At 62.4% G+C, this 24,781-nt stretch carries 25 protein-coding genes and 1 pseudogene; 10 read left to right on the top strand and 16 right to left on the bottom strand.

The genetic code is table 11. From position 1 onward, the window contains the following. The first annotated feature begins 71 nt into the window (after positions 1-71). The 3 genes from CJ179_RS51810 (at position 72) to CJ179_RS51025 (ending at position 6,244) form a co-directional block, all read left to right on the top strand. Positions 72-269 (top strand): restriction endonuclease subunit S, encoded by a 198-nt coding sequence (locus CJ179_RS51810; protein WP_095865105.1) that lies wholly within the window; start codon positions 72-74, stop codon positions 267-269. Beyond that, positions 266-3,376: a type I restriction endonuclease subunit R gene (locus CJ179_RS39130; protein WP_095865104.1), complete on the top strand. Its 3,111-nt coding sequence runs from the start codon at positions 266-268 to the stop codon at positions 3,374-3,376. The genes CJ179_RS51810 and CJ179_RS39130 overlap by 4 nt, the downstream gene beginning before the upstream one ends. A 66-nt stretch (positions 3,377-3,442) precedes the next feature. Beyond that, entirely contained in the window at positions 3,443-6,244 is a 2,802-nt protein-coding gene (locus CJ179_RS51025) for a TrlF family AAA-like ATPase (protein WP_143549033.1), read from the top strand. Between the two features lie 176 nt (positions 6,245-6,420). Here the strand turns inward: CJ179_RS51025 and CJ179_RS51020 are convergent, their stop codons facing one another. Beyond that, complete coding sequence (locus CJ179_RS51020; protein ID WP_218834906.1) at positions 6,421-6,621, bottom strand: hypothetical protein; 201 nt, start codon at positions 6,619-6,621, stop codon at positions 6,421-6,423. Between the two features lie 125 nt (positions 6,622-6,746). Next, positions 6,747-7,214, bottom strand: coding sequence for an FRG domain-containing protein (locus CJ179_RS54250; protein WP_095865101.1), 468 nt, complete (start codon positions 7,212-7,214; stop codon positions 6,747-6,749). 132 nt (positions 7,215-7,346) lie between these two features. Between CJ179_RS54250 and CJ179_RS39110 the strand changes: the two genes are divergently transcribed. Continuing rightward, positions 7,347-7,814 (top strand): transposase family protein, encoded by a 468-nt coding sequence (locus tag CJ179_RS39110; protein ID WP_218834905.1) that lies wholly within the window; start codon positions 7,347-7,349, stop codon positions 7,812-7,814. Positions 7,815-7,982: 168 nt separating this feature from the next. Here CJ179_RS39110 and CJ179_RS39105 read toward each other — a convergent pair whose 3' ends face one another. Continuing rightward, positions 7,983-8,507, bottom strand: coding sequence for a DUF6431 domain-containing protein (locus CJ179_RS39105; protein ID WP_257016041.1), 525 nt, complete (start codon positions 8,505-8,507; stop codon positions 7,983-7,985). A gap of 358 nt (positions 8,508-8,865) precedes the next feature. On the opposite strand from CJ179_RS39105, the pseudogene CJ179_RS39100 reads away from it, so the two are divergent. Then, positions 8,866-9,714, top strand: a pseudogene (locus CJ179_RS39100) (ISL3 family transposase); the annotation flags it as partial. 243 nt (positions 9,715-9,957) lie between these two features. Beyond that, a complete protein-coding gene (locus CJ179_RS39095) occupies positions 9,958-10,848 on the top strand; it encodes an IS982 family transposase (protein ID WP_095861532.1) in 891 nt (296 codons plus the stop codon). A 63-nt stretch (positions 10,849-10,911) separates the two neighbouring features. Here the strand turns inward: CJ179_RS39095 and CJ179_RS39090 are convergent, their stop codons facing one another. Together CJ179_RS39090 and CJ179_RS53420 are read right to left on the bottom strand one after the other, a co-directional pair. Continuing rightward, positions 10,912-11,259, bottom strand: a complete 348-nt coding sequence (locus CJ179_RS39090; RefSeq protein WP_095865099.1) for a hypothetical protein — start codon at positions 11,257-11,259, stop codon at positions 10,912-10,914. 575 nt (positions 11,260-11,834) lie between these two features. Then, on the bottom strand, positions 11,835-12,137 hold the full coding sequence (locus CJ179_RS53420) for an Ig-like domain-containing protein (protein ID WP_257016017.1): 303 nt from the start codon (positions 12,135-12,137) through the stop codon (positions 11,835-11,837). Between the two features lie 553 nt (positions 12,138-12,690). Here CJ179_RS53420 and CJ179_RS39080 point away from each other — a divergent pair. After that, a complete protein-coding gene (locus CJ179_RS39080) occupies positions 12,691-13,005 on the top strand; it encodes a hypothetical protein (RefSeq protein WP_143549031.1) in 315 nt (104 codons plus the stop codon). A 147-nt stretch (positions 13,006-13,152) separates the two neighbouring features. Beyond that, positions 13,153-13,821, top strand: coding sequence for an ISAs1 family transposase (locus CJ179_RS39075; protein ID WP_095865096.1), 669 nt, complete (start codon positions 13,153-13,155; stop codon positions 13,819-13,821). Positions 13,822-13,933: 112 nt separating this feature from the next. On the opposite strand, the gene CJ179_RS39070 is transcribed toward CJ179_RS39075, so the two are convergent. The 8 genes from CJ179_RS39070 to CJ179_RS39040 form a co-directional block, all read right to left on the bottom strand. After that, a complete protein-coding gene (locus CJ179_RS39070; protein WP_095865095.1) occupies positions 13,934-14,173 on the bottom strand; it encodes a hypothetical protein in 240 nt (79 codons plus the stop codon). A 3-nt stretch (positions 14,174-14,176) separates the two neighbouring features. Continuing rightward, entirely contained in the window at positions 14,177-14,491 is a 315-nt protein-coding gene (locus tag CJ179_RS39065; RefSeq protein ID WP_257016039.1) for a hypothetical protein, read from the bottom strand. A gap of 903 nt (positions 14,492-15,394) precedes the next feature. Then, positions 15,395-15,610 carry a hypothetical protein gene (locus tag CJ179_RS51015; protein ID WP_143549030.1) on the bottom strand — a complete coding sequence of 72 codons (216 nt, stop codon included), beginning with the start codon at positions 15,608-15,610 and terminating at the stop codon, positions 15,395-15,397. A gap of 1,416 nt (positions 15,611-17,026) precedes the next feature. Next, positions 17,027-17,452, bottom strand: coding sequence for a hypothetical protein (locus CJ179_RS39060; RefSeq protein WP_143549029.1), 426 nt, complete (start codon positions 17,450-17,452; stop codon positions 17,027-17,029). A gap of 136 nt (positions 17,453-17,588) precedes the next feature. Continuing rightward, positions 17,589-18,557, bottom strand: a complete 969-nt coding sequence (locus tag CJ179_RS39055; RefSeq protein ID WP_179377847.1) for an alpha/beta fold hydrolase — start codon at positions 18,555-18,557, stop codon at positions 17,589-17,591. A gap of 28 nt (positions 18,558-18,585) precedes the next feature. Further along, positions 18,586-19,410, bottom strand: coding sequence for an alpha/beta fold hydrolase (locus CJ179_RS39050; protein ID WP_072947060.1), 825 nt, complete (start codon positions 19,408-19,410; stop codon positions 18,586-18,588). A gap of 230 nt (positions 19,411-19,640) precedes the next feature. Continuing rightward, entirely contained in the window at positions 19,641-20,204 is a 564-nt protein-coding gene (locus tag CJ179_RS39045) for a PaaI family thioesterase (RefSeq protein WP_072947059.1), read from the bottom strand. Further along, positions 20,204-20,920 (bottom strand): SDR family oxidoreductase, encoded by a 717-nt coding sequence (locus CJ179_RS39040; protein WP_072947058.1) that lies wholly within the window; start codon positions 20,918-20,920, stop codon positions 20,204-20,206. Before CJ179_RS39040 ends, CJ179_RS39045 begins: the two co-directional genes overlap by 1 nt. 87 nt (positions 20,921-21,007) lie before the next feature. Between CJ179_RS39040 and CJ179_RS39035 the strand changes: the two genes are divergently transcribed. Both CJ179_RS39035 and gdhA read left to right on the top strand, forming a co-directional pair. Further along, positions 21,008-21,511 carry a helix-turn-helix domain-containing protein gene (locus CJ179_RS39035; RefSeq protein WP_072947057.1) on the top strand — a complete coding sequence of 168 codons (504 nt, stop codon included), beginning with the start codon at positions 21,008-21,010 and terminating at the stop codon, positions 21,509-21,511. A 101-nt stretch (positions 21,512-21,612) separates the two neighbouring features. Further along, positions 21,613-22,956 carry an NADP-specific glutamate dehydrogenase gene (gene gdhA / locus CJ179_RS39030; RefSeq protein WP_095865092.1) on the top strand — a complete coding sequence of 448 codons (1,344 nt, stop codon included), beginning with the start codon at positions 21,613-21,615 and terminating at the stop codon, positions 22,954-22,956. Between the two features lie 64 nt (positions 22,957-23,020). Here gdhA and CJ179_RS39025 read toward each other — a convergent pair whose 3' ends face one another. The 3 genes from CJ179_RS39025 to CJ179_RS39015 all read right to left on the bottom strand — a co-directional run bounded on the left by CJ179_RS39025 (position 23,021) and on the right by CJ179_RS39015 (position 24,769). Continuing rightward, on the bottom strand, positions 23,021-23,233 hold the full coding sequence (locus CJ179_RS39025) for a hypothetical protein (protein ID WP_095865091.1): 213 nt from the start codon (positions 23,231-23,233) through the stop codon (positions 23,021-23,023). A 140-nt stretch (positions 23,234-23,373) separates the two neighbouring features. After that, positions 23,374-23,583, bottom strand: coding sequence for a hypothetical protein (locus CJ179_RS39020; protein ID WP_072947054.1), 210 nt, complete (start codon positions 23,581-23,583; stop codon positions 23,374-23,376). Positions 23,584-23,596: 13 nt separating this feature from the next. Beyond that, on the bottom strand, positions 23,597-24,769 hold the full coding sequence (locus CJ179_RS39015; protein WP_095865090.1) for an acyl-CoA desaturase: 1,173 nt from the start codon (positions 24,767-24,769) through the stop codon (positions 23,597-23,599). Positions 24,770-24,781: the final 12 nt, after the last annotated feature.

Here is a 24,781-nt window from a genome sequence, read left to right as displayed (position 1 = left end):
TGACCTACCAGGAGTTCACCCATTCCTCACCAGTCACACGCCGATCACCTCGAGTTTTCAGATGCGCTCTAATGGAACAGCTTCCGATCCGCGTTCCGTTTGAACCCGGCGTCGCGCAATCCTTGGACGCGCTCCTGGCGCGCGGCGCGGCAGTGGCGCGCGAGAGCGTGACACTCGCGGCGTTGCGAGATGCGCTCCTGCCCGAGCTGTTGTCTGGTCGCGTCCGCGTGCGCGAGGCCGCAGACACGATTGCGGAGGTTGTCGCATGACGGCCCTCAACGAGTCCACTGTCGAGCTTGCCGCGTTGGAGTATCTGCGCGAACTCGGCTACTCGACGGCGTTCGGGCCGGACATCGCGCCGGACGGTCCGCACGCGGAGCGGTCGTCATACGAGCAGGCGTATCTGCACGGGCGCCTCCGCGAGGCGGCGTTGCGGATCAATTCAGGTGTCGATCCGTCCCTGGTCGACGAGGCGATCAAGCGCCTGGAGCGTGCCGAGTCACAGAGCGCCATCGCCGAGAACCTTCGCGTCCACAAACTCCTGATGGAGGGCGTCCCCGTCGAGCATCGCGGCGGGGATGCAGCTGTTCGCACGAGCCGGATAAACTTGATCGACGTCGAGAGTCCTGCGAACAACGACTGGTTGGCGGTCAACCAATTCACGATCGTCGAGAACGGCAAAAACCGCCGCCCCGATGTCGTCGTCTTCGTCAACGGCATCCCGCTGGGCCTGTTCGAGCTGAAGAACCTGGCCGACGAGCACGCGACGCTGCGGGGGGCGTGGAACCAGATCCAGACCTATCGCAAAGACATTCCGGCGCTGTTCACGCCAAATGCGGTGACGATCATCAGCGACGGCATCAGTGCGGCAATGAGCTCGTTCACCGGCTCGTTCGAGCATTACGCTCCGTGGAAGACGATCGAGGGCCGCGAGGTGGTCACGAACTTGCCCGCGATCGAGGTGCTGGTGAAGGGTGTGTTCCACCAGAAGCGGTTCCTGGACCTGCTACAGAACTTTATCCTCTTCAGCGACGAATCCAGGGGGCTCGTCAAGCGGGTCGCCAAATACCACCAATTCTGGGCGGTCAATGCCGCCGTTGAGTCCACCGTCGAAGCCGCCGGCCCCGACGGTGACCGCCGTGGCGGCGTCGTCTGGCACACCCAGGGCTCGGGCAAGTCGATCGAGATGCTGCTTTACGCGGCCAAGATCATGCGCGATCCCCGGATGGGGAACCCGACGCTGGTGTTCCTCACCGACCGCAACGACCTGGACGATCAGCTCTTTGGCGAGGTGTTCGCTCCCGCCGAGATCCTGCCCGAGAAGCCAGTTCAGGCCGATTCACGCACTGATCTGCGGACTCTGTTGCGACGAGCATCCGGCGGCATCGTTTTTACAACGCTGCAGAAGTTCGCGCCCGAGATCGGCGGTGACGCCAACCCGGTGCTGACAGATCGTCGCAACGTCGTGGTCGTCGCCGACGAGGCCCACCGTTCGCAATACGGCTTCAGCGAGTCGCTCGCCGCCGACGGCACGCTCAAGTCAGGGCTGGCCAAGCACATGCGCGACGCACTGCCGAATGTCACCTATCTCGGCTTCACTGGCACCCCGATCGAGTCGAACGATAAGTCAACCCGCTCGGTGTTTGGCGACTACATCGACATCTACGACCTCACCCGCGCGGTCGAAGACGGTGCAACCGTTCGAATCTTCTACGAGTCGCGTCTCGCGAAGGTGTCACTGGACGCCAAGGTCCACGAAGCGCTCGACGAGCTGGCTGATGAGATCACCGAGAAGGCCGAGCAGGACGACGCAACGCGCGCGAAGTCGAAGTGGGCTCGCCTCGAAGCGATCGTCGGGGCGAACGACCGCCTCGACCTGATCGCCGCCAACATTGTCGATCACTGGGAGAAGCGCAGCGCCGAACTAGTCGGCAAGGCGATGATCGTGACGATGTCACGGCGTATAGCCGTTGACCTGTACAACAAGATCGTGAAGCTGCGCCCCGACTGGCACACGGACGACCCAATGACTGGCAAGGTCAAGGTGGTCATGACGGGGTCTGCCGCCGACCGCGCCGCATTCCAGCCGCACATTTACTCCAAGGACGTCCGCAAGCAGCTCAAGCTCCGCGCCAAGGACGTCAACGACCCGCTCGAAATCGTCATTGTCCGAGACATGTGGCTCACCGGCTTCGATGCGCCGTCGATGCACACCATGTACGTCGACAAGCCGATGCAAGGTGCCGGGCTCATGCAGGCCATCGCCCGCGTTAACCGCACCTTCCGTGACAAGCCTGGCGGCCTGATCGTGGACTACATCGGGGTTGCGACCAACCTCCGACAGGCGCTTGCCGAGTACTCACCGAGCGATCGCGATCAGGCTGGCGTTCCTATCGAGCAGATGGTTGCCGCCATGCTCGAAAAGCATGACATCGTTCGCGGCCTTCTACACGGCTGCGCCTACGACTCATCGCCGCTGCTGTCGGCCGCACAGCGGCTCGCCCAGCATGCCCTGGTCCTCGACTTCGTCATGGCCGACCCCGACCGGACGTCGAGGTTCCTCGACCAGGTTCTGGCGCTCGCGAAAGCGTTCGCCCTGTGTGGCTCTCGCGATGAGGCCGCAGCGATCCGCAACGACGTGCGAATGTTCACCGACGTGCGTGCGGCCATCCTCAAGATCCAGAACCCAGACTCCGGACGCGCCGGAAGCGGTGCGGTCGAGCTGGATACCGCAATCGGCCAGCTTGTCAACGAAGCGGTTACAGCCGATGAGGTGGTCGACATTTACAAGCTCGCCGGCATCGAGACGCCCGAGCTGTCGATCCTCTCCGACGAGTTCCTCGACGGGCTGGCGGGCAAAGAGAAGCCGAATCTGCAGATGGGGCTGCTTCGGCGGCTCATCAACGACCAGATCCGCACGGTCCAGCGAACAAACATCGTCCAGGCTCGCCGCTTCTCCGAGCAGCTGGACGAAGCGATCAACCGCTACACCAACCGGGCGCTGACGACTGCCGAGATCATCGCCGAGCTCGTCAAACTCGCGAAGGACATGCGAGACCAGAACAACCGGCACGACCAGCTCGGGCTCTCCGTCGCCGAAGCTGCGTTCTACGACGCCATCGTCCAGAACGACTCCGCAATTCTGCAGATGGGCGACGACGTATTGAAGAAGATCGCAGTCGACCTGGTCCGGGCTGTCCAAAGCAGCGCAACCATCGACTGGTCTCTCAAGCACTCTGTTCGCGCCGCGATGCGATCCAAAGTCCGCCGACTCCTCGCTAAGTACGACTATCCGCCGGACCACGAAGAGAAGGCAATCGAACTGGTGCTTAAGCAGGCCGAGCAGTTCGCTGCTTCGACGGAAAGTGCATCTTGAGTAGGCAAAGGGTCTGCGCCATGACTAACACGCAAGCCTCGACCATCCCGATGAAGGTTGCATTCGATGAGTGATAACGGTGCGCATTTCTATCGATGCGACTTTCAGGTACATACTCCTCGGGACACAAACTGGAATGGTGCTCGCGCAACAAGCGAGGAAGACAGGAAGGAATACGCACAAAAGTTCGTTGGAGCATGCCGCGCTAGGAACCTAAATGCAGTTGCCATAACCGATCATCATGACTTCGCGATGTTTCCCTATATCCGAAGCGCTGCTGAAGCTGAAGTTGGCGCCGACGGAGATCTAGATAAGTCGCGAAGCCGGTTGGTGGTGTTTCCGGGGCTCGAACTGACGCTAGGTGTGCCATGCCAGGCGATACTGATCCTCGACGCTGATTTCCCAGTCGACCGGCTGCCCTCAGTTCTGGATGTACTCGGAGTCGACCCAGTCGAAGCAGCGGCCGAGGCCTTGCCGCCAGTCATTCGCCTGGATGCGATACAGAACTTTTCGGATATCTACGATCTATTCGATGCCCGACCATGGTTGAAGGGCCGGTATATCGTGCTGCCAAACGTCACAGACGGAGGGCATGGCGGCGTGATGCGCAAAGGCATGCAGACCAAGTACAAGTCTATGCCCTGCGTCGGCGGCTATATCGATGGGACTGTTGAATCAAAGGTCGGAAAAGGCAATCGTCGCATCTTTGATGGCCTCGACGCGAACTGGGGAAATCATAGAATTGCATTATTCCAAACATCTGATTGCCGGAACGCTTCATACGATGTCCTCGGTAAGCACTCGACCTGGGTGAAGTGGGCAACGCCGACCGCCGAGGCGCTTCGCCAGGCATGCCTCGCCGATGATTCGAGAATCTCCCAGAAGCAGCCTCAACTCCCAGGAATATATATTTCGCGGCTTTCAGTCAGTAATTCGAAGTTTCTCGGTCCCGTCGAGCTTCTGCTGAACCCGCAATATACTGCCCTAATTGGTGGGCGAGGTACTGGAAAATCGACTCTTCTTGACTACCTTCGCTGGTGCCTGTGTGATCAGCCGGCGAGCGCGGACACTGATGATGTCGCCAATCCCATGTCTCGACGGCGTCGCCTGATTGAGGCAACGTTAAAGCCGCACGGCGGCCACGTCGAAGTACACTTCACCTTGAATAGAATCCAGCATATCGTTAGGCGGCATGCTGATTCCGGCGACACGTTCCTGAAGGTCGGCGACGGGGAGCTCGAGCACGTCCGTGAAGAAGACGTGCGTGCGCTGTTACCGATCCACGCTTATAGCCAAAAGCAGCTGAGCAGTGTGTCGGTGCGCGTTGAGGAGCTAAATCGCTTCGTGACGGCCCCGATTCGCGCGCATCTCGACAACTTCGATCGCTCGATTAGCGATGTCTCTGGCCGACTACGCGAGAATTACGCGACACTGCAGCGATTCCGGGACCTGCAATCGAACGTCGCGCGTTCGGTGCTATTGGAGAAGTCGCTAGCTGATCAGGCCGCAAACCTACGGGCATCGCTGACCGGTCTGTCCGACGAAGACCGTATACTGCTCGACCAGAAGCCAACCGTCGATCAAGTCCGGCGGGCCATCAGCCAGTGGGACCAGGATCTTGGCCAGTCCGTCGACGCGGTCGACAGTTTGGTGCAGCAACTCGGCATCCAGGCGGACGGCCTTAGCTCAGTCGTTGGCGCGCCCTCGTCGTTGGGTGACGGTGCTGAGGGCGTAAGGACGGAAATCCAGTCTGTTCTGCGCGAGCTGGCTGCCACCCTCACGGGAGCGGTAACCGCAGCTCGGGCGTCGATGGCCGAAGATCATGCCCTCGCGATCCAGAGACACTCCGTTGGTGTGGAAATTAGCCGGTTGGACGCTGCTTACGAGGATGTTAAGGCTCGCTCGACAGCGCATGAGACACGGCTTGCAGAGCTGAACGATGTCGAGTCCCGTCGTACCGCCGCCGGGGACTTACTAAACGAGCAGCGGCGGCAGCTAGCTGGACTCGGTCAGCCGCAAGAACTCCACTCGCGCTTGCGATCCGAGCTGATCCGCTTGTACGGGGAGCGGTCCGACTGTCTCGATGGTCAGTGTCGAGAGGTGACCGCATTGTCGGGTGGCCTGCTACACGCTGAGATGCGTCGCGGTCACGGTCTGGGCGATGTCGAGGTTAAGTTCCGAGCCGTCACAGCCGGCTCGAACGTCCGCGGATCGCGGTTCGAGGACTTCTTCCGGAACATCCGCACGGACTCAGACCCATTGACGACCTGGGAAGCCGTCCTGATCGAGCTTGAGACATTGCTCTTGGCTGGTCCAGACAAGCAGGTGCAATCAGAGCAGACGCCGAATCTGACACGACTCGGTATACCCGAACCAGATCAGAAAAGGATACAACAGAAGCTATCGACAGATGGCTGGTTGGACCTCGCAATGACGCCCATTGCGGACGACCCGATCTTCCAGTATCAGACCAAGGAGAAGGAGTTCATCGCGTTCGAGCAGGCATCAGCTGGACAGCAGGCAACGGCCCTGCTCCGTGTCCTGCTTGCTCAGACCGGAATGCCCCTGATCATCGATCAACCGGAGGAAGATCTCGATAGCCAGGTCATCGAAGATGTCGTAACGCAACTCTGGAAGGCGAAGCGCGGTCGGCAGGTGATCTTCGCTAGCCACAATGCCAACCTTGTTGTCAACGGTGACGCCGAGCTTGTAGTTGTCTGCGACTACCGCGCATCGGGCGATCAGTCGGGTGGGAGGATCAAACTTGAGGGGGCAATCGATATTCCTGAGGTCCGGGAGGAGATCACCCATGTCATGGAAGGCGGCGAGAAGGCGTTCCGTTTGCGGAAGGAAAAGTATGGATACTGATCAACGCTCGTACGCGGTATTGGTAAGACGACTCGATCCTACTTCGCATCGTGCGTCACCTTCAGCTCGATCATCGCCAGACAGCATTCTAGCCAAGCGTCGTTGAACTGAACACATAACCAATCTTAGGAAAGATTTGTTCCCGCGCTACGCACAGTTAGGAAACGCCTGGTCAGTTATTCCAGGAGAGATGTTTCGGTCGACCAGGCATACGGTTGGCCATCGAACCCTGCAAAGTCGGTACCTGCCTTGGCATCGAATGCCCAATGCGTTTCCAGCTCGTACCGCAGCGAGACCGCAAGGCCGTTCAGATCGGGAAACAAGCTCGCATCATGGACGTTCCGGTCATACAGCGAACGCATTGCTTCGTCCCTCATGTCATGATTAAGAACGAGCTTAACAAGCGCGTCGGCCCCGCAGGATCTGTCTATTACGAGTTCGGCCGGCTCATCCAGAACTCCTGGAACCACGAAAGTTCCTACTTGCGCGATCAATCGACGATTTAGACACCGGGCTCGGTGTTCGTCACGATCTGATTCGTACCGGGGAGGAACAACTTCTCGAATGCACCTGTCGCTCTTAGACTCTGGTAAGCTGCGGCTCCGACTCTTAGCTCGGGCTGTAGTTTCCGAGTGTCAAGCGCGAACACGGCTGCGTCTGACGTTGCACTCTCAAGCGCGAAAAAGGCAGCGACGTACGGCGACCACGTGAAGTCCAACAGTCGTGTGGGACCACCATAGTGCTGAATCAGCGCGAGCCACTGAAATGTATCCTTGTCATCAGGAACGTGGTCCAAGTGTAAATGCGCCTTGCGCTTGAAAATCCTGATGATGCGAGCTTCCTGGGGAGGCCATACCGTTGGATTCACGCCAAACCCCCGCAAGTAACGCGACAAGGATGTCCATATTTCCCAATCCGCGTTCTGCTGGCCCCGGAAGGCCCAGCTGGAATAGGGGCCACTCCGACTCATCAAATTGGCTCTTCCGGATCGGCGGTGCGTAGACAGGTGTCCAGCGTGAGAAATGGGGACCAGAAGATGTAGGCGGGTCCTGGGGTGTGACGATGAAGGCTCCTACACGCTCATCTCACGACCACAGGACCCATGACCGACACTACCGCCCTCGTCGCCGACACCATCTGCCGAACCGTCGAATTGGGGGTGACGATCACCGGCGCCGCCATCGCCGAGGACCGCACCTGGATCGACTGCCGACCCGTCGAAGCGGATCCGACCTGCCCGACGTGCGGGCGGCCCGGGCGGCTGCGGGACCACGTCGATCGCGTCCTGACGGACCTGCCGGTGGTCGGGCACCCGACCCGCCTGCGGATCCAGCTGCCACGCTTCACCTGCATCGACGACGGGTGCGAGGTCACGATCTTCCGCCAGCGCATAGAGGCGGTCGCCGCACCGAAGGCCACCACCACCCGGCGATGCGCACGCTGGATCCTCCAGCGTCTGGCGATCGACAAGATGTCCGTCTCGGCTGTGGCCCGAGCGCTGGGGTTGGGGTGGAACACCGTCAACTCGTTGGCCGTCTCACTCGCCAGTGAGTTTGTTGCCGGTCACTGAATCTGCCGACGACGGCGTCATCGAGTTTGCAGACGTGAATATGGTCGATCGTCGGCATGCTGACGGCCTCGTCGGCACCATGACGGCACTGTCACGCGTGGGGGGCTCCCATGCTCGGCATGATGACGGACGCATCTGGGCACGGCAAAGCGGGACGGGGCGGTTCCGTCAGCCGCTGAGTGGTGGGGACAGCAGACGTCCCTGCGTGTAGATCCCGATCAGGTCCCACGACGGATCGGGGAACCCGAAGCGGCGACGATCCTCGACCGCGGCCGCCGCCAGGACACACAGCGCGTCCCCGAGCGGATTCCCGATGAACCGGATATTGGCGAACGCCTCGCGGGCGACGAGGACCAGTCGCTCGGTACCCCGGCGATGCAGCCACTGCACATGCTCACCGGTAGCGCGGCGTAGCCAGCGGCGCACGGTCGATTCCGGGCGTCCCATCCGCTCGGCGATGCTCCGGAACCCCAGGCCGTTCGCCTTGTGGACCAGAGCATTCCCGATCACCTCGGTGGTGTCGGCGCGGCGTACCCGCAGGGCGGTGGGCAGCAGGATGTGCGTGGCGCCGCAGTCGCGGCAGCGCACCCGTTGTGGGCGCACGGTCAGGGTCCTCGCGCCCACCGAGCGGACGGTGCGAGCTCGCCCGTGTCCCCACCTGGCCACCGTTCCCCGGCACTGCGGGCATCGCATGGTGCCGGCGTCGAGAAGGGCGTCGGCCTCCTCGGGCCGGCGTATGACGATCACAGCCGATGACTCCGCTCATGGTGGGACCAGTGTCGACGACTCGCACCAGGGGCCAGTTCGTGTTGGTGGCAGCGCTTCTCGCGGCACGCCGTCACCCTGGATGCCGACGAAGTCGCCGCCGTCACCGCACGGTGGTGTCCGCCCGATCCGGCAGTTCTCATCACGGATGTTCTCGTTCCTCGGCACGGTGACGATGCAGACGATCGGCCCGCTGCCCGGAATCCATCTGCATCACGGGTGACGGTGGATGGCCCCGTGGTCGTCATATGCAGAGACGCTCAACAGTGAGTTGGTCTTCGACAAGCCCGGCCACCTCGACGGTGTCCGCTATCTAGGCGTGGACGAGCACAAGTGGAAACACCGGCGCGGGCAGGGTGATCCGGACTTCGTGACCGTGATCGTGGACCTGACGCCGGTGATCGACGGAACCGGGCCTGCTCGCTTGTTGGACATGGTGGCGGGCCGGTCGAAGGCAGCGCTCGTGGAATGGCTCGACAAGCGGGATGCGAACTTCCGCAGCCGTGTGCAGGTCGTGGCGATGGATGGGTTCGCCGGCTACCGCACAGCGACCGCCGAAGCGCTACCCGCAGCGCGGGCGGTGATGGATCCGTTCCACGTAGTGCACTTGGCGGCGGAGAAGCTCACCGTGTGCCGGCAACGGATCCAGCAGGCCACCTGTGGGCATCGCGGTCGAGTCGGGGACCCGCTGTACGGGATCCGGCGGATCCTGCTCACCCGCACCGACCTGCTCACCGACAAGCAGAAGGACAAACTCGCCACCGCACTCGACGGTGACGATGCACACCTGCCGGTGGAAGTGACCGCGTGGTGCTATCAGGACCTGATCGCCGCCTACGCCGACACCAACAAGCGCGCCGGGAAGCTGGCGATGTTCAAGTGCCTCAAACGGATCCGAACCGGTCTACCCGCAGGGTTGGAGGAGTTGGCACAACTCGGCCGCAGTCTGTGGAAACGCCGTAGTGAGATCCTCGCCTACTTCGATGTCGGGGTGTCGAACGGTCCGGTGGAGGCGATCAACGGCCGTCTCGAGCATCTGCGTGGCATCGCGCTCGGGTTCCGGAATCTCGACCACTACATCCTGCGGTCGTTGATCCACTCCGGGCAGCTTCAGGAGCGAATCAACGCACTCTGAAACGGGAAGAGCCGATTAACCGACGCCGGGGTTCAGGTGGACGAGATCCACGAAATCTCAACGGTCGCGATTGGGGTGGGCCAGCGCCGCCGGAATAACCCAATTCTGCGCGACGACCCAGCGCCTCACCGGGTGTGTCCGGCACCCTCGAACAATGCGCTGACCCGGCCCACAGGCTAGATGGTTGATTCCTTGAAGCGTGTCGCGGAGGAGGAGTAGGCGGAGGGTTTCCAAGATCAAAGCGTGACCAAAGAACTGGAAACCCTCCTGACCGAACTGTATGTGCTCATCGACGATCATGTCGTCGAACCTCGCTCCGGTCGGGGTCGGCGGCCCGTGCTCAGCGATGCCGAACTGCTCACCCTGGCCGTGGCACAGATGCTGCTCGGGTTCGATTGTGAACGCCGGTGGATCCGGCACGCCCACCACAGCGTCGAGTTGCGTGCCCTGTTTCCCTACATTCCCGGACAGTCGGACTACAACAAACGTGTCAGGGCGGCACGAGGGTTGCTGTGCAAGGCAATTCAGACGCTGGCGCGGATCTCACCATCCTGGTTCGACGATTTGTGGATCACCGACGCCACCCCGGTGCCCTGCGGGATGTCTCGTGAAACGGTGAAACGGTCGGACCTGGCCGGACACGCCGGCTACGGCTATTGCGCTTCCCATTCGCGCTTCTACTGGGGGCTGAAGCTGTATCTGGTCTGTGCGGGCGACGGGATGCCGATCATGTGGTGCCTGGCGAATCCGAAGCTCGGTGAGCGTGAGGTGGTGACCGCGCTGCTCGAACGCGATCATCACCTGATTCGGTCGGGGCAGATCTTGCTCGCCGACAAAGGCTTTTCCGGCGCACAGTTCGCCGCCACCACCGCCGCGATGGGCCTGCAGCTGCTACGCCCGGACCGTAAGGACGAAACGTACAAGAACGGCAATCTCGGCGGGGTACGGCAGTGGATCGAATCGGTCAACCACACGTTGAAAGGGCAGCTTGGCCTGGAGGAACACGGTGGCCGTACCACGCACGGGGTGTTCGCCCGCGTCGCCCAGCGTGTGCTGGCGATGGCCGCCGGCATCTGGCACAACTGGAACATCGGCGCCACTGCCAAGCGATCATTGATCGCCTACGACCACTGATCCGTTCAAGGAATCAATCATCTAGGGGGACCCGCATGACGAGAGGCGATATTGTGGCTCAGATCACACCGAATTGTTGCCGTGGTGGTGTCTGCGATGCAGGAACCGTTCCCGCTGCTCGTCGAGAATGATCAAACCCGCGTGCTGAATGCGGTGCTGCTCGTTCGCGATCGGCGGGCGCACGGCCGCCGTGTGTCGCCGGAGGTCGGTGGCGCGCTCTCTCGCGGTGTCGTCGCTGAGCCAATACGCGGCGGCGTTGTCGCAGCCCGTGAGGAACCGCTCGTAGGCGAGGCGTACCGGCTGCTGCTCGTCCAGCTGCGAGACCGCGATGCTCTCGACCATCTGGAGCGGGATGCGGGCAAGCCGGTACTCGAAGCGGAGGAGGGCCATCGGGAGGGGGCCGAGTGTCACTGACGGATCGTAACCCGACCGCAATTTCCTGTGGACAGGATTGTGGACAACTCTATGGATGGGTGTGTACAGCGATCGACCCCCTGGGTGTGCAGCCCTTGGTGGGGGTCGATCAGTTCAGCCCAAAATCTGACAATGACACATCCAATCGACCACCTCCTCGTTGCGTCCTTAATGCGCCTGGGTTGAGTCCCAACCTGCATTTTATCGCCGCTGGCCATGCCGGAATAGGTTCCGAAGCCGACTCCGGCGCGGGTGATGAGAGCCAGCCATGCCGTGGGGTCGGCGATTATGGGCGCGCCTCAACCCACCAGCGGCCGGTACTCGTGGAGGCTCAGCAGTTGCCGCACGTACCTCCATCTCCGCCAGCTTGGTCACCTCGTCCAGCTTGGCTAATTCGGCCGGGGGCTGGCCGTCGCAAGGTCGAGTCGCATCAACTTGGCGACCCACTCCCGGATGTCTTGATGAATCACGCCGGATCACAACCCCGTTCCGGAGGGTCGGCCCCGGAGGGTCTGGGGGAGGCGCGCCGGGGTCGACGGTATCGGGTACCCAATCCGCCGATTTTCATGCGGTCAGCCGATCGGCAGGCAGATCGAGCCGAGATTCAGTCCCATACCGACGTTGACGGTCAGGTTTGCGGACACCGGAGATGGGTCGAAACCGGCGGCTCCGTTGAATTTGGCGGTGATGACATGGGCACCTCCTGTACTGAAGGTGTGGTTGATGCTGGCGGTGCCGTTCGCCATGACCGTCGCTGCGGCACCGATTGCCACAGTGCCGTCCTTGAATTGCACCGTGCCACCCATGGGGTTGGGCGTAACCTGCGCGTTCAGCGCTACCTGACAGGTGGTCGCGGCCACGCCCTGTACGGACACCGTGGTCGTGGTAGCGACCGCAGCGGCGGGGGAAGCCGCGAGGACCATCGCCGTGGCAGCGGCTCCTAGTGTGAACATCACAGATCTCAACCGTCGTGGTGCCGCTCGGCGTGGTGCCAAACCTGTACTAGGACTTGCGAGTGTGATCATGGCCGTACTCCTTCGATTCGCGCTTGGTATGAAACGCGAAGCGGACGACCACACATGCATCCAAACGATTCCCCGACGGCCGCCCGGGCCGCTAGATTTGACGCTACTCGGGGCAGGTAATCGTCATCAATACCCAAAACCGACCGCTCGGCACCAGCGGATTCGGGCGCTTTCGCCCGCGTTCAGTCCCAAGCGTTCGACGAGATCACGGATAGATCAACGGGCAGGTCAGAGACTCTAAAAACGGCCTCTGACCTGCCCTTTTCCTGTTCCCCCGGCAGGATTTGAACCTGCCGGGGTTCCTGATCACAAGGAAGAGCACTGCCATGGTGATGCCGATGAGGCCCCGCGCGTCGTACACGTGTGGATGATGCTGGGGGTACTCGCGAGTATCGTCGAGCCTGTGAGCAAGGTACTTCACCTCACTCAGGGCGTCGTGCAGGACAAACAGCGCGCACTGGATACCGCCAAGCGGGCCAATGCCGAGCACCGCCTGATGGACGACTCGGCAGCGGTCACCATCGCGTCATGGTGGGCGCAGGACTATCCGACCCTTGCCCGCCTCGCCGATCATGAACCGGTAGACCGTCAGGAACTGATCGGCACCATCGAGGACATTCTCAACGACTCTCAGTGGCATCGGTCGAGCGCTGACGCCGACGAGTACGTGGCCCTGGAAGCGCTGAAGCACTTCGCTGGGGAAAGGCAGACCACGTGATGAACAGGCTCTACTACCTAATAATCGTCGCCCCCAATTCCGATCGGTGAGACCCCCGAGCCGATCCGTCGGGGTCGACCTATTGTTTGCAGGGGCGTCAACCACAGTCTGTCCACAGGACCATATGGGCCGGGTTACGATCCGCCGGTGACACTCGGCCCCCTCTCGACCGCGTTTCTCCACGTCAACTACCGGCTCCTGCGCCTGCCGCTGTTGAACCTGTTCGACCTTGATGGTGTGGTGGTGACCATGGATGCGCTGCACACCCAGACCGACACCGCCACGCTGGTCACCGAGGCCGGCGGAGACTACGTCTTCACCGTCGAGGCCAACATGCCGACGTTGCATCGCAATCACAAGGCGCTGCCCTGGAAGGACATCCCCAGGCACACGACGACGGCGAAGGGTCGGCGTGTCACCCGCACCATCAAGGTCGCTGCCGTGCCCGACTGGATCGACTTTCCCGGCGCCGCGCAGGTCGCACAGCTGCGGCGCACCGTCACCCGACGAGGCAAGAAGACCGTCGAGGTGGTCCACCTGATCACCTCCGCCGACCACATCGCCGCACCACCGTCGACTCTGGCCTCATGGGTGCAAGGGCATTGGGGCATCGAGAACAAACTGCACTGGGTGCGCGACGTGACCTTCGGAGGAGACCTATCCCGAGTCCGTACCGGCCAGACCCCACGGATCATGGCCACCTGCCGCAACGTCGCGGTCAGCCTGCTTCGCATCGCGGGGTGGGGCAACATCGCCGCCGGGCTACGCCACTACACGCGACAACCCGATCAGGCGCTCGCACTGGCCTTGACCTGAACAAACCCGACTATTCCGGGGACCTGGGTCGGCACCCTCGACGCGCTGGCCCGGCTCACCTGGCTAGCGGGGCGTCCACGACGAGGCGCGGCGCTGTGACCCGTCTCACACGTCAATCATCCACCCCGTCGCGTCGTCGGTCGTCGCATTGGAGGCGTACCGCCATCCTGGCCGCGACTGCGGCCATCAGTGCGTCCTCGAGATCTTCTCGGCGCTGTCGATATATCCGACGCCAACGGGCATACGTCTGCTCGTCGAGGATCGCGTCCGGCGTCGACGGCTGCTCGCGCAAATGCGCCTCAAGTGCCGAGAATGCCTGCTGCACATCGACGGCCAATTCGAGCGTGTTCATCGGTCACCCCCACGTCCTGTGTCGTCGCGCGTGGAACCGTTCGCGCTGTTCGTCGAGCACGATCACACCACGGTGCTGGATGCGGTGCTGTTCTCGCGCGATGAGCAACCGGACGGCGGCGGTCTGCCGTTTCAGGTCGGCGGACCGCCTGGCCGCGTTCTCGTCGTCGAGCAGATAGGCGGCGGCGCGGTCGCAGGTGATGAGGAACTGTTCGTAGGCGAGTCGGACCGGCTCCCGCTTGTCGAGCCGGGAGACGGCGAGGTCCTCGACCAGTTGCAGTGTTCTAGCAGCGGGTATTTCGTTGCTCTTCGCGTCCACGCAGACCTGCCCGAGTACCGCCCCGGCGTTGTGGTCGAATGCAGCCACCAGGTGCGGGGCGGGGGCGTCGTCCGTCCGATCGCGGGCTCCGCGGACACTCTTGCCGTCCAGTGCGATCACTCGCCGCTGGCCGGCGACAAACGTCCGTGTCCACATCCACATTCCCAACGCGATGTCGAGGGCATCAGCATCGATGCGGGCGAAGAGTTTCCGCAGTGTCGACTCGTCCCGGCGCCGTAGCCCAGGACTCTTGACATGGCGTCTGCCGCTCGGCGCGCAGTCAGTAGTCTGATCTGCGGATTTTCGACGGAAGCCGACGCAAACCTCGCCAAACGCTCAATAATAGATAGAGCTTTTTGTGGAAATTCGCCTTGCTTCAGGCCCCAATGCACCAAGAGTACATCGCAGCCACGGAAGAACTAGGCCAATACTCACCGACACGCCAAGCTGTTCTTCCTAGGCCACCACGTGACCCTGATCGGCCGACGCTTACTGCACCGACGTGCCGCGCATCAATTCCTGAGCTATGTCAGGAGTCCTGGTGACGGGCAACAAGCGCAATGCAACAGACGGCCATCGACCAGCCACTATCCCCATATTTCCAAAATCTCTTGCACAAAGGAATGGTGCGTGAATCGGCTGACACGAGCGTGTTCATCCCCAGAAAGATCTTCTGACGCTATGAAACCAACGCACCAAGACAAAGCTCGATAGATGACGGCCAGGCATAATCTCGGATACTTCTAACCGTAAACGAACAGAACTATCTGGCAGAATTGAATAATACGCCAGCATAGAAGGCGTCAATCTCCGAAGTCGTTAGTCCGCGAAATCCCTCGGCCCACCGTGTAGTTAACCCTTTCGGGGTGATGTTTATTTTACGACAACAAGGCATGCTTCACACTACTGCTGTTCGGCAGCCTTTTCAGGAAACTCAATCTCGGGAGGAATCTTCATCCGCTCATCTTCTTTCATGTGCCCAAGACGAATCAATTCGTCCTCCATTTCGCGTGCATACTTAGCGGACTCGGAGTCAAAATCCGGCGCAAGCACAAGCGGGGAATATTCCTCAGGTTCCTCAGGTTGTCGGTTGAACATTCTTTCTATCATGGCTGGCATTTACTTCTCCTTTGTTAGAGTTTAGCACACACTTACTTACAGGATCCTTTCGACAGCGTCTCCTATGTGATCTGATACCGCACTAGCCTTTCCCTTTACAATCTGCTGATTTAGGTTGATCATGCCAGTACCGGGTGGCTGATCAATGGCGACGCATCCCATAAACTGTGGATTACTTCCATGCCGTGGCCGAAATATTGGTACTACCAGGACACTTCCGTACTTGCGAAAGATCCGTTGATACTCACGATGGCTGAATCCAAGCTTCTCATCTTCGTCTAGAGAATCCCACGTCGACCGGTCAAGTTCGGCCGTTCCCCATAGCGATGACATATCAAAGTGCCGAGAAGCACGGCTGCGCCAACAGCAACCTATTGCTCCCTTGCCCCGCTTCCAATCGATTCCCGTCGGCCCTTCCGGATGAGTGAGCCTGAATTGCGCGGCACGCCACAATGGCGGTATCCAAGAACGATCATGAAAGCGATGGCGGGTAAGTCTTCGAATGGAATGGTGCCTGCTAACTATTCCATACCAGGTTGGCACTAGCCATACATGGACACCGAGTTCTTCCTGAGCTCGTTGGTTACCACTTAGCTTGAAGACCTCATACCAGAGTGGGAACAGGATTTCAGAAACAGCTACGGAAATCCCATCGCGCCGCTGAGCGCGCTTCTTTTCTAATTGAGCGTCGGCCAAATTATAAAGGATCGAAATGAACAGAATGATTGCTGCAGCTAATATTTGATTCTTCCCTGGATGCCAATCTGTCGCGCTGTCACTCCACGCCTTACTCGAATCAAGAGCAAGAACGCCTGCCGCTATCGCACTAAGTAGCGTTACAGCTGTCCGGATCCTCCAGCGCAAAGAGGCCCCTCCTCATCGATTCGTTACACGTGTGGCGCGCTAGGCGACTCTACGTCCACCGTGTGGGACGAGTGTTGTCGTTCAATGGTTGTACCACCAAGCATCGTTTGAAACTCGCATTTTCCATGACCGACAGGTAGTCCGGAGACAACCCACTTCTAACCCGCCTCAATCCTGAGGCGCGAATCCGAGTCCATGGATTGATCGTAGGTGCCCAAACGTGGTGTGCGCGGGTAGTCGGCTACTAAAGTTTCTGTGGAACCGCCGGGCAAGCCCAAGTACTAGCTAGCTAAGCTAGGTTTCGAACAACCGTGGAAACGGCCATCGACAGTGATGGTGCTCGTGAGAGCACCATCACTGTCGCCGCTAGGGCCGGAACGACTGAGGTCAGGGGCAGTTCTGACTCAACGCGAACGGGTGAGCGATCGGGCTACGCAGAGTCGACAGCATCATGTAAGCGTCTGACCACCCTTACAAACAATCGTCGCGGTGGCATGAAACTCGCAAGGCGACGCTGAAGAGCAGGATCACCGAGACCAAGCGGCCTAGCGATCAATCGTCGCGCGACTGATGCCACCGGTCTGCCACCGGCGGCCGCATCGGCACCCCGGCGCGCTTCAACGCTTTACCGATGGTGCTCGGCCCGAGACCAAACTGCTTGCCGATCTGTACCGTCGACCAACCATCTTTGTAGAGTTTCGTAGCTTGCTCGACCCGGTCGGGCGTCATCATCAGCGATGTCCGTTTCGAGATGCCTTCTCGCCGCAAGTGCGCACTCACCGTCTGCCGGTGCAGCCCGAACAGCGCTGCGAGTTCGGTCTCGGTCGTACCGCGGTGATACTTCTCAACCAGTTCACGCAGCTCATCTGGTTGCAGCATCCGGTTCGGCCGATACGACGGCTGCTCGGCGGACAGGGCAGAAAGTGGCTGGTCAACGCCGCGAACCGCTCCCCCAAGCTCGCTACCAAGTTCTTCCACAAGCCGTTTCAAGGGGTTGGGAAGGTTTGAAAGGGAGTCGCGGAGGTGCACTCGTTCGACGGAGCGTCAGACGGCGAAAACCCCCGATCACCTGCACAGTCAGGGATCGGGGTGCCCGTCCGCCCGAGCCCGGCCCTCACGAACCGGGGCCACTCGTTGCCGGGGCGATCACGGAGCAGATCTGCTCGACCACGAGGGCGGGATTCTCGTTCTCGATGAAGTGACCGCTGCCGGTCTGCGTGATGTGGGTGGCATCGAGGGCAGTCGAGAGGAGCGCGGCGGCGTCGAGCCACTGCGGCCAGTACGTGTCGGCGTCGCCGATCCCGAGATAGTCGAACGGCTCGTCCGAAGTCAGGACGGCGGCGGGCATCGCAGGCAGCGGGGGCATGGTCTCGAGCGCCGCGAGCGTGGCGGGATAGTCGGGTGTCTCCGCACCGGGATGGTTCCGGCCGTTCGTCTCGATGTCCCGCATCCACTGGTCCCACACGGCAGGCGGCAATGTCGATTGCAGATACTGCGATCCCGGATCGACGAGGACGAGACCGGACACGTCGTCCGGATAGGTCCTGGCGTACGCCGACGCGATCATTCCGCCCCAGGAGTGTCCGACCAGCACATGGGGTCCCTCCAACTCGGCGACCGTCAGCAAGGCACGAAGATCTGCCGCGTCGCCCTGCGCAGTGGTCGGTTGCGTCACGCCGGTCGATCGGCTCGCGGTGCCGTCCATCTGCTCCGTGCCGGGACGGTCGTAGGCACATACTCTGGTGAACTTCGCGATGTCGGGGTGTACGGCGAGCTCGGTGCGGACGGGCGGGGTCGTCTGATCTGTGGGGTCGCCCGTGTAACTCCAATTGTCGGCGGCGACCCCGGCCCCGGAGACGAGCACGACCGTGGGCGAACCGGAACCGCGGCACTCGAGATAGATGCCGCGGCCCCCACCGATATCGACCAACCCGGAACGGTCACCGGCACCGGGAACGAATCTGCCCGCAGTCGCCGTCGGAGTCGTCGTGGGCGCGGGGCCGTCCGCCGCGGTGCCACAACCGGACACCACGACGCACCCGAGCGCCGCGATGCATCCGGTACGGCGAGCGAGGCGGGACACGCGTCTCACGACGATCGGAACACCGGCGTCAGCCCTTCAGGAAGGCCAGCAGGTCGGCGTTGATCGTCTCCGCCTGCGTGGTGGGCATGCCGTGGGGGAAGTCCTTGTACGTCTTCAACGTCCCGTTGGCGAGAAGTTTCGCGGACAGGGGTCCGGCGTCGGCGTAGGGAACGATCTGGTCGTCCTCGCTGTGCATCACGAGCACCGGCACCGTGATCTTCTTCAGGTCTTCGGTGAAATCGGTCTGCGAGAAGGCGACGATGCCGTCGTAGTGGGCCTTGGCCCCGCCCATCATCCCTTGCCGCCACCAGTTCTCGATGATCGCCTCCGAGGACTCCACGCCCGGCCGGTTGAATCCGTAGAACGGCCCCGACGGCAGGTCGCGGTAGAAGACGGAACGGTTGGCCGCGAGTTGCGCCTGCAGATCGTCGAACACGGCCTTGGGCAGGCCGCCCGGGTTCGCCTCCGTCTTCACCATCAGCGGCGGCACCGCGCTGATCAGTGCGGCCTTCGACACTCGGCTCTCGCCGTGTCGCGCGAGGTAGTGCGCGACCTCGCCGCCGCCGGTCGAGTGGCCGATGTGGATGGCGTCGTGGAGGTCCAGGTGTGCGGTCAACTCCGCGAGGTCGTCGGCGTAGTGGTCCATGTCGTGGCCGTCGCCGGTCTGCGTGGAGCGTCCGTGCCCGCGCCGGTCGTGGGCGATGACTCGATAGCCGTGCTGGAGGAAGAACAGCATCTGGGCGTCCCAGTCGTCGGCCGACAGCGGCCAGCCGTGGCTGAACACGATGGGTTGACCGGTTCCCCAGTCCTTGTAGAAGATCTCCGTGCCGTCCTGCGTGGTGATCGTGCCCATGGGTGTGCCTTCCTTGACCGCTCCGGGAATGACGCTGATGAGGACGGGATTCAGTACATCAAACTTCGGTATGCCGTAGGGCTGCTTCGACCGGCGGCGGTGTCCCGTACTCGCGCGTAGCAAACCGACTGATTAGTCTTGTTCACGCATCGCCCCAACCCGACGGGGCAACGGTGCATCGGGACCCGCCACTCCCCTCCGCGGGTGGCGGGTTTCCCGACCGTCCTGCGTCAGCCCTGTGGTGGAACCTCGAACACCAGCAGCGTGCTGGTGGCGGTGGCCACCAGGCGGCCCTGCGAGTCGGTGACCTCCCCTTCCGCGAAGGCGATGCGGCGGCCCGCCTTCTTCACGACACCGGTGGCGGTGAGCGCCCCGGAGTCGCGGGTCGCCCCGCGGATGTAGTTGACCTTGATCTCGACCGAGGTGTACCCCCACCCGGCGGGCAACGTGGTGTGCACGGCGCAGCCGGCGACCGAATCGAGCAGCGTGCACACGGCGCCGCCGTGGATGGCGCCGATCGGGTTGTACTGTGACTCGTCGGGATCGAGCGCGAAGACCACCCTCCCGGGTTCGGCCTCGAGAAACCGCAGATTCATCAGGCTGGCGATGGGCGGCGCCGGAACGCTGCCGTCGAGGATTGCCCGCAGGTAGGTGAGGCCGTCGAGTTCCCGGGCCGTGCGCGCCGGACCTGCCGGGTCGTGCCATTCGACGATCTTCGACCGGGTCTCGCCCCACTCGCCGGCGTCCGGCAGGCTCTCGACCGTCGACACCTCACCGTTTCCGTACGGCCTCACTATGCGGCTCCCCGCTGCGCCGGCTGCGGATAGAGGACGTCGAGGTCGCCGGACAGCGCCGCCTTGACGGTGCGGGTGGTGTCGTCGGCGAGCACCTCGTGGGCGCCGGACTCGATGCCGTCGAAGGCCAGTCGTGCGACCTCGGCCGCGGAGATCTTCTGCACGTCCAGACCACTCGTCATGTCAGTGTCCATGTAGCCGAGATGCAGCCCGACCACCTGGATGTTCTGCGCCGCGAGTTCGGCGCGCATGGCGTTGGTGGCGCTCCACAGGGCGGCCTTCGAGACGCTGTAGGAGCCGCCGATCGCCAGCCACGACAGCACGGAATGCACGTTGAGGATCGCGCCACCGCCGTTGGCGGCGATGATCGGTGCGAGCGCGCGTGTCACGTTGAGCGGGCCGTAGAGGTTGGTTTCGAGTTCACGGCGCATCCCGTCGAGATCGCCCGTGAGCGGCGACTCGCCGACGAGGATCCCGGCGTTGTTGATCAGCACGCCGAGATCCCCGACGAGTTCCGCTGCGGCATAGACCGATTCGGGGTTCGTGACATCCAGTTGGACCGGCACGACCCGCGGGTGCCCGTCGATCGTGGACGTGTCGCGCGCCGACGCGTAGACCGTGCGCGCTCCTCGTGCGAGCGCCTCGGCGACGAAGGCCCGGCCGAGCCCGCGACTGGCCCCGGTGACCAGCACCGTTCGATCTTGAATCGTGGTCATGACGACCCCTTCGATTGAGTAAGTCTGCTTTTCCAACTAACTATGTCGACGACAGTAACCCCTATCAGTTGGAAAACACAACCCTCTATGATGGAAAGCATGAGCAACGGCGACACCAAGCCAGCAACACCCGAGATCGTCATGGACCGCATGCCCCTGACGCCGAGGCCCTGCGCCATCGCCGCCACCATGGAGTTGATCGGCGACCGCTGGTCGATGCTGGTGATCCGGGAACTGTCCTACGGGGTGCACCGCTTCGACCGGATCGCGGGCTACATCGGCGTCTCGCGCGACATCCTCACCGCACGGCTGCGCAAGCTGGAGGAGGTCGGCGTCATCGAACGCAGGCAGTACTCCGAGCATCCACCGCGCTTCGAGTACCACCTCACCCCCGCGGGCGAGGACCTGCGGCCACTGCTGCTCTCCCTGTTCCAGTGGGGCAGCAAATGGGCCGTCGACGAGGCTCCGTCGGTGCTCGTGCACGAGTGCGGGCACTCGCTGGAACTGGAACACCGCTGCGCGCACTGCGGCGAAGCGGTCGAGAACACCGCTGTCGCAATGCATTCCCGCGCACCGCGACGAGAATCCTGAGCTGCCGGCACGGCCCGATACAGGACGTCCTGACACCGGTCTATAGTTTCCGATGTAAACGTCAGGTAAAGAAGTCCTCACACGTAAGGCAGGGGTGGTCTGTGTCAACGCGCGACCGGGTAGCAGAGATCTACGAGCAGGTCCGTCTGCGGAACGCCGGAGAACCCGAGTTCCACCAGGCCGCCGCGGAGGTCTTCGAATCGCTCCAGGTCGTGCTCGAGCACCGTCCGCACTACGCCGATTCCGGACTGATCGAGCGGCTGTGCGAGCCCGAACGTCAGATCATCTTCCGGGTGCCGTGGGTCGACGATTCCGGCAACGTGCACGTGAACCGCGGTTTCCGCGTGCAGTACAACAGCGTGCTCGGCCCCTACAAGGGTGGGCTGCGGTTTCACCCCAGCGTGAACCTGGGAATCGTGAAGTTCCTCGGGTTCGAGCAGATCTTCAAGAACGCCCTCACCGGGCTTCCGATCGGCGGCGGCAAAGGCGGCTCCGACTTCGACCCCAAGGGCCGTTCCGAAGCCGAGGTCATGCGCTTCTGCCAGTCGTTCATGACCGAACTGCATCGCCACATCGGGGAATACACCGACGTCCCCGCAGGTGACATCGGGGTCGGCGGTCGCGAGATCGGCTACCTGTTCGGCCAGTACAAACGCCTCACCAACTCGTACGAGTCGGGCGTTCTCACCGGCAAGGGACTCACCTGGGGCGGCTCGCAGGTGCGTCGGGAGGCCACGGGGTACGGCGTCGCCTACTTCGTCGCCGAGATGCTGAAGACCGCGAACAGTTCACTCGACGGCAAGACCGTCGTCGTCTCCGGTTCCGGGAACGTCGCGATCTACGCGATCGAGAAGGTGCACCAACTCGGCGGAATCGCGATCGCAGCCTCCGATTCCGCGGGATACGTCGTCGACGAGAAGGGCATCGACCTCGACCTCCTGAAAGAGATCAAGGAGGTGCGGCGGGGACGGATCAGCGAATACGCGGACACCGTGCCGCACGCCCGGTTCGTGCCGAACGGTTCCATCTGGGATGTGCCGTGCGACGTCGCGCTCCCCTGCGCCACCCAGAACGAACTCGACGAATCAGCAGCCAAGACCCTGGTCACGAATGGTGTGCAGGCGGTGGCGGAGGGCGCGAACATGCCCACCACCCCGCAGGGCGTCCAGGTGTTCCGCGATGCCGCCGTGGCATTCGCGCCGGGCAAGGCGGCCAACGCGGGCGGGGTCGCGACGTCGGCACTCGAGATGCAGCAGAACGCATCCCGCGACTCGTGGGGCTTCGAGTACACCGACGAGCGGTTGGCCGGGATCATGAGCGGCATCCACGGACGGACTGTCGCCACGGCCGCCGAGTACGGCATGCCGGGCGACTACGTGCACGGCGCGAACATCGCCGGTTTCGTGAAGGTCGCCGACGCCATGATCTCGCTGGGCGTCATCTAGAAGCAACGTAGGGTCAGGGCCTGGCCGTCGACGCCACGCCCCACGCTCCGACAGCACGAGCGCGTCAGCTCACCTGACACTGTGTCTGACCCCATTCGACCCAGCACATCTGCTTGACGTCGGGCCTGGGGTTCTTGTTGGGCAGGGGCTGGGAACAGCCGGTCTCGCAGATCGGCTTGGCCGAGGCCATACCTGCGGCACCGGTCAGCGAAATGGCAAGGGCCGCAAATCCGGCGACGGCGATGCGCGCCGTGGTGGAGATCATGGTGGGAGACATGGGTTCCTTTCGGGGGGCGGTTTTCGTGCTGCAACCAGCATCGGCCTCAGCCCCGCCCGCAGAAAGGCCGCCGAGGGTGCCATGAACGCACCCCCGGCGGCCCGATCTCTACCCTGGGTCGATACGCGCCGGCCGGCTACTCAGTCGACCGTCTCGCCCTCGCCCTCGTCTTCGCGGGCCTTCTTCGCGGCCTCGCGCATCTCGATTCCGTCGGATACCCAGTCGCCGATCTCCCGGGTGACGTCCCGGACGGCGCCCGCGATGATCGTCGCGATCTTGCCCACGTGCGTGGCCGCGGACTCCGTCAGTTCCTGCACGGTGTCCTTGCGCCGCTCGAACTTCCCCACCATGTGTTTTCGCCTCTCAGGCTGCAGTCTTCTGCCGCTCGACGATAACACCGGGAGGGGTGTCGGACGAGACGAGACCGGGCGGCAGTGCGAACGTGAAGATCTTCCCCCACACGGAGCCGATCTGCTTGAAGAAGCCACCGGTGTTGTACGGCAACCCGTGCTTCTCGCACAGCGCCTTCACGACGGGTGCCATCTCCGGATACCGGTGGGCAGGCAGGTCCGGGAACAGATGGTGCTCGATCTGGTGCGACAGGTTGCCCGACATGATGTGGAACAGGGGGCTCCCCTCGATGTTCGCGCTGCCGAGCATCTGCCGGACGTACCACTCGCCGCGGGTTTCCTCCGCGGTCTCGTCCTCGGTGAAACTCTGCACCCCGGTGGGGAAATGGCCGCAGAAGATGATCGAGTAGGCCCACACGTTGCGGATCAGGTTGGCGGTCACGTTGCCGAGCAGTGTCGGGACGAACAGCGGCCCGGTGAGCGCGGGAAAGATCACGTAGTCCTTGAGCACCTGCCGGCCGGCCTTGCGCCACCAGCCCTTCAGCAGCGGCTTGACGTCGCGCCACTTGCGCTTGCCCTGGATCACGTTCTCCGCTTCCAGGTCGTGCATCATGACGCCCCACTCGAACAGCATCATCAGGAAGAAGGCGTAGACCGGGTTCCCCAGGTAGTAGGGGTTCCATTTCTGCGCCTCGTCGATCCGCAGGATGCCGTAGCCGATGTCCCGGTCCCGGCCGAGGATGTTGGTGTACGTGTGGTGCATGTAGTTGTGGGAATGCTTCCACTGATCGGCAGGGCAGACGGTGTCCCATTCGAACACCCGTGAGTTCAGGCCCGGTTCACGCATCCAGTCGTACTGACCGTGCATGACGTTGTGGCCGATCTCCATGTTGTCGAGAATCTTCGACACGCCGAGGGCGCCGACGCCGGCGATCCAGGCCGGCGGGAAGAAGCCGAGATACATCAGACCGCGGCCTGCGACCTCGAATCCCCGCTGCGCCTTGATGATCTTGTAGATGTATTCGCGGTCCTCGGCGCCGAGGTCCGCAACCGTCCGGTCGCGGAGGGCGTCCAGTTCCCTGCCGATCTCTTCGACCTGGTCGTGGCTGAGCACCACCGGGGCGGCGTTACGGGAACCGTCGGTGCCGCCGACGAACGGGAGGAACGAGAGTGAGAGTCCAAACATGTCGGTCTCCAA

The sequence above is a fragment of the Rhodococcus sp. ACS1 genome (assembly GCF_002300155.1).
GTDB lineage: Bacteria > Actinomycetota > Actinomycetes > Mycobacteriales > Mycobacteriaceae > Rhodococcus_F > Rhodococcus_F koreensis.
Note: the sequence above shows the minus strand (reverse complement) of the source record. Positions and strands in the feature narration are given on the sequence as shown.

Bases quoted from the DNA above. Each gene is read 5' to 3' on its own strand.
- CJ179_RS51810 (WP_095865105.1), top strand. From the start codon at position 72: ATGGAACAGCTTCCGATCCGCGTTCCGTTTGAACCCGGCGTCGCGCAA.
- CJ179_RS39130 (WP_095865104.1), top strand. From the start codon at position 266: ATGACGGCCCTCAACGAGTCCACTGTCGAGCTTGCCGCGTTGGAGTAT.
- CJ179_RS51025 (WP_143549033.1), top strand. From the start codon at position 3,443: ATGAGTGATAACGGTGCGCATTTCTATCGATGCGACTTTCAGGTACAT.
- CJ179_RS51020 (WP_218834906.1), bottom strand. From the start codon at position 6,621: ATGAGGGACGAAGCAATGCGTTCGCTGTATGACCGGAACGTCCATGAT.
- CJ179_RS54250 (WP_095865101.1), bottom strand. From the start codon at position 7,214: ATGAGTCGGAGTGGCCCCTATTCCAGCTGGGCCTTCCGGGGCCAGCAG.
- CJ179_RS39110 (WP_218834905.1), top strand. From the start codon at position 7,347: ATGACCGACACTACCGCCCTCGTCGCCGACACCATCTGCCGAACCGTC.
- CJ179_RS39105 (WP_257016041.1), bottom strand. From the start codon at position 8,507: ATGCGATGCCCGCAGTGCCGGGGAACGGTGGCCAGGTGGGGACACGGG.
- CJ179_RS39070 (WP_095865095.1), bottom strand. From the start codon at position 14,173: ATGAACACGCTCGAATTGGCCGTCGATGTGCAGCAGGCATTCTCGGCA.
- CJ179_RS51015 (WP_143549030.1), bottom strand. From the start codon at position 15,610: ATGCCAGCCATGATAGAAAGAATGTTCAACCGACAACCTGAGGAACCT.
- CJ179_RS39050 (WP_072947060.1), bottom strand. From the start codon at position 19,410: ATGGGCACGATCACCACGCAGGACGGCACGGAGATCTTCTACAAGGAC.
- CJ179_RS39040 (WP_072947058.1), bottom strand. From the start codon at position 20,920: ATGACCACGATTCAAGATCGAACGGTGCTGGTCACCGGGGCCAGTCGC.
- CJ179_RS39035 (WP_072947057.1), top strand. From the start codon at position 21,008: ATGATGGAAAGCATGAGCAACGGCGACACCAAGCCAGCAACACCCGAG.
- CJ179_RS39025 (WP_095865091.1), bottom strand. From the start codon at position 23,233: ATGTCTCCCACCATGATCTCCACCACGGCGCGCATCGCCGTCGCCGGA.
- CJ179_RS39020 (WP_072947054.1), bottom strand. From the start codon at position 23,583: ATGGTGGGGAAGTTCGAGCGGCGCAAGGACACCGTGCAGGAACTGACG.
- CJ179_RS39015 (WP_095865090.1), bottom strand. From the start codon at position 24,769: ATGTTTGGACTCTCACTCTCGTTCCTCCCGTTCGTCGGCGGCACCGAC.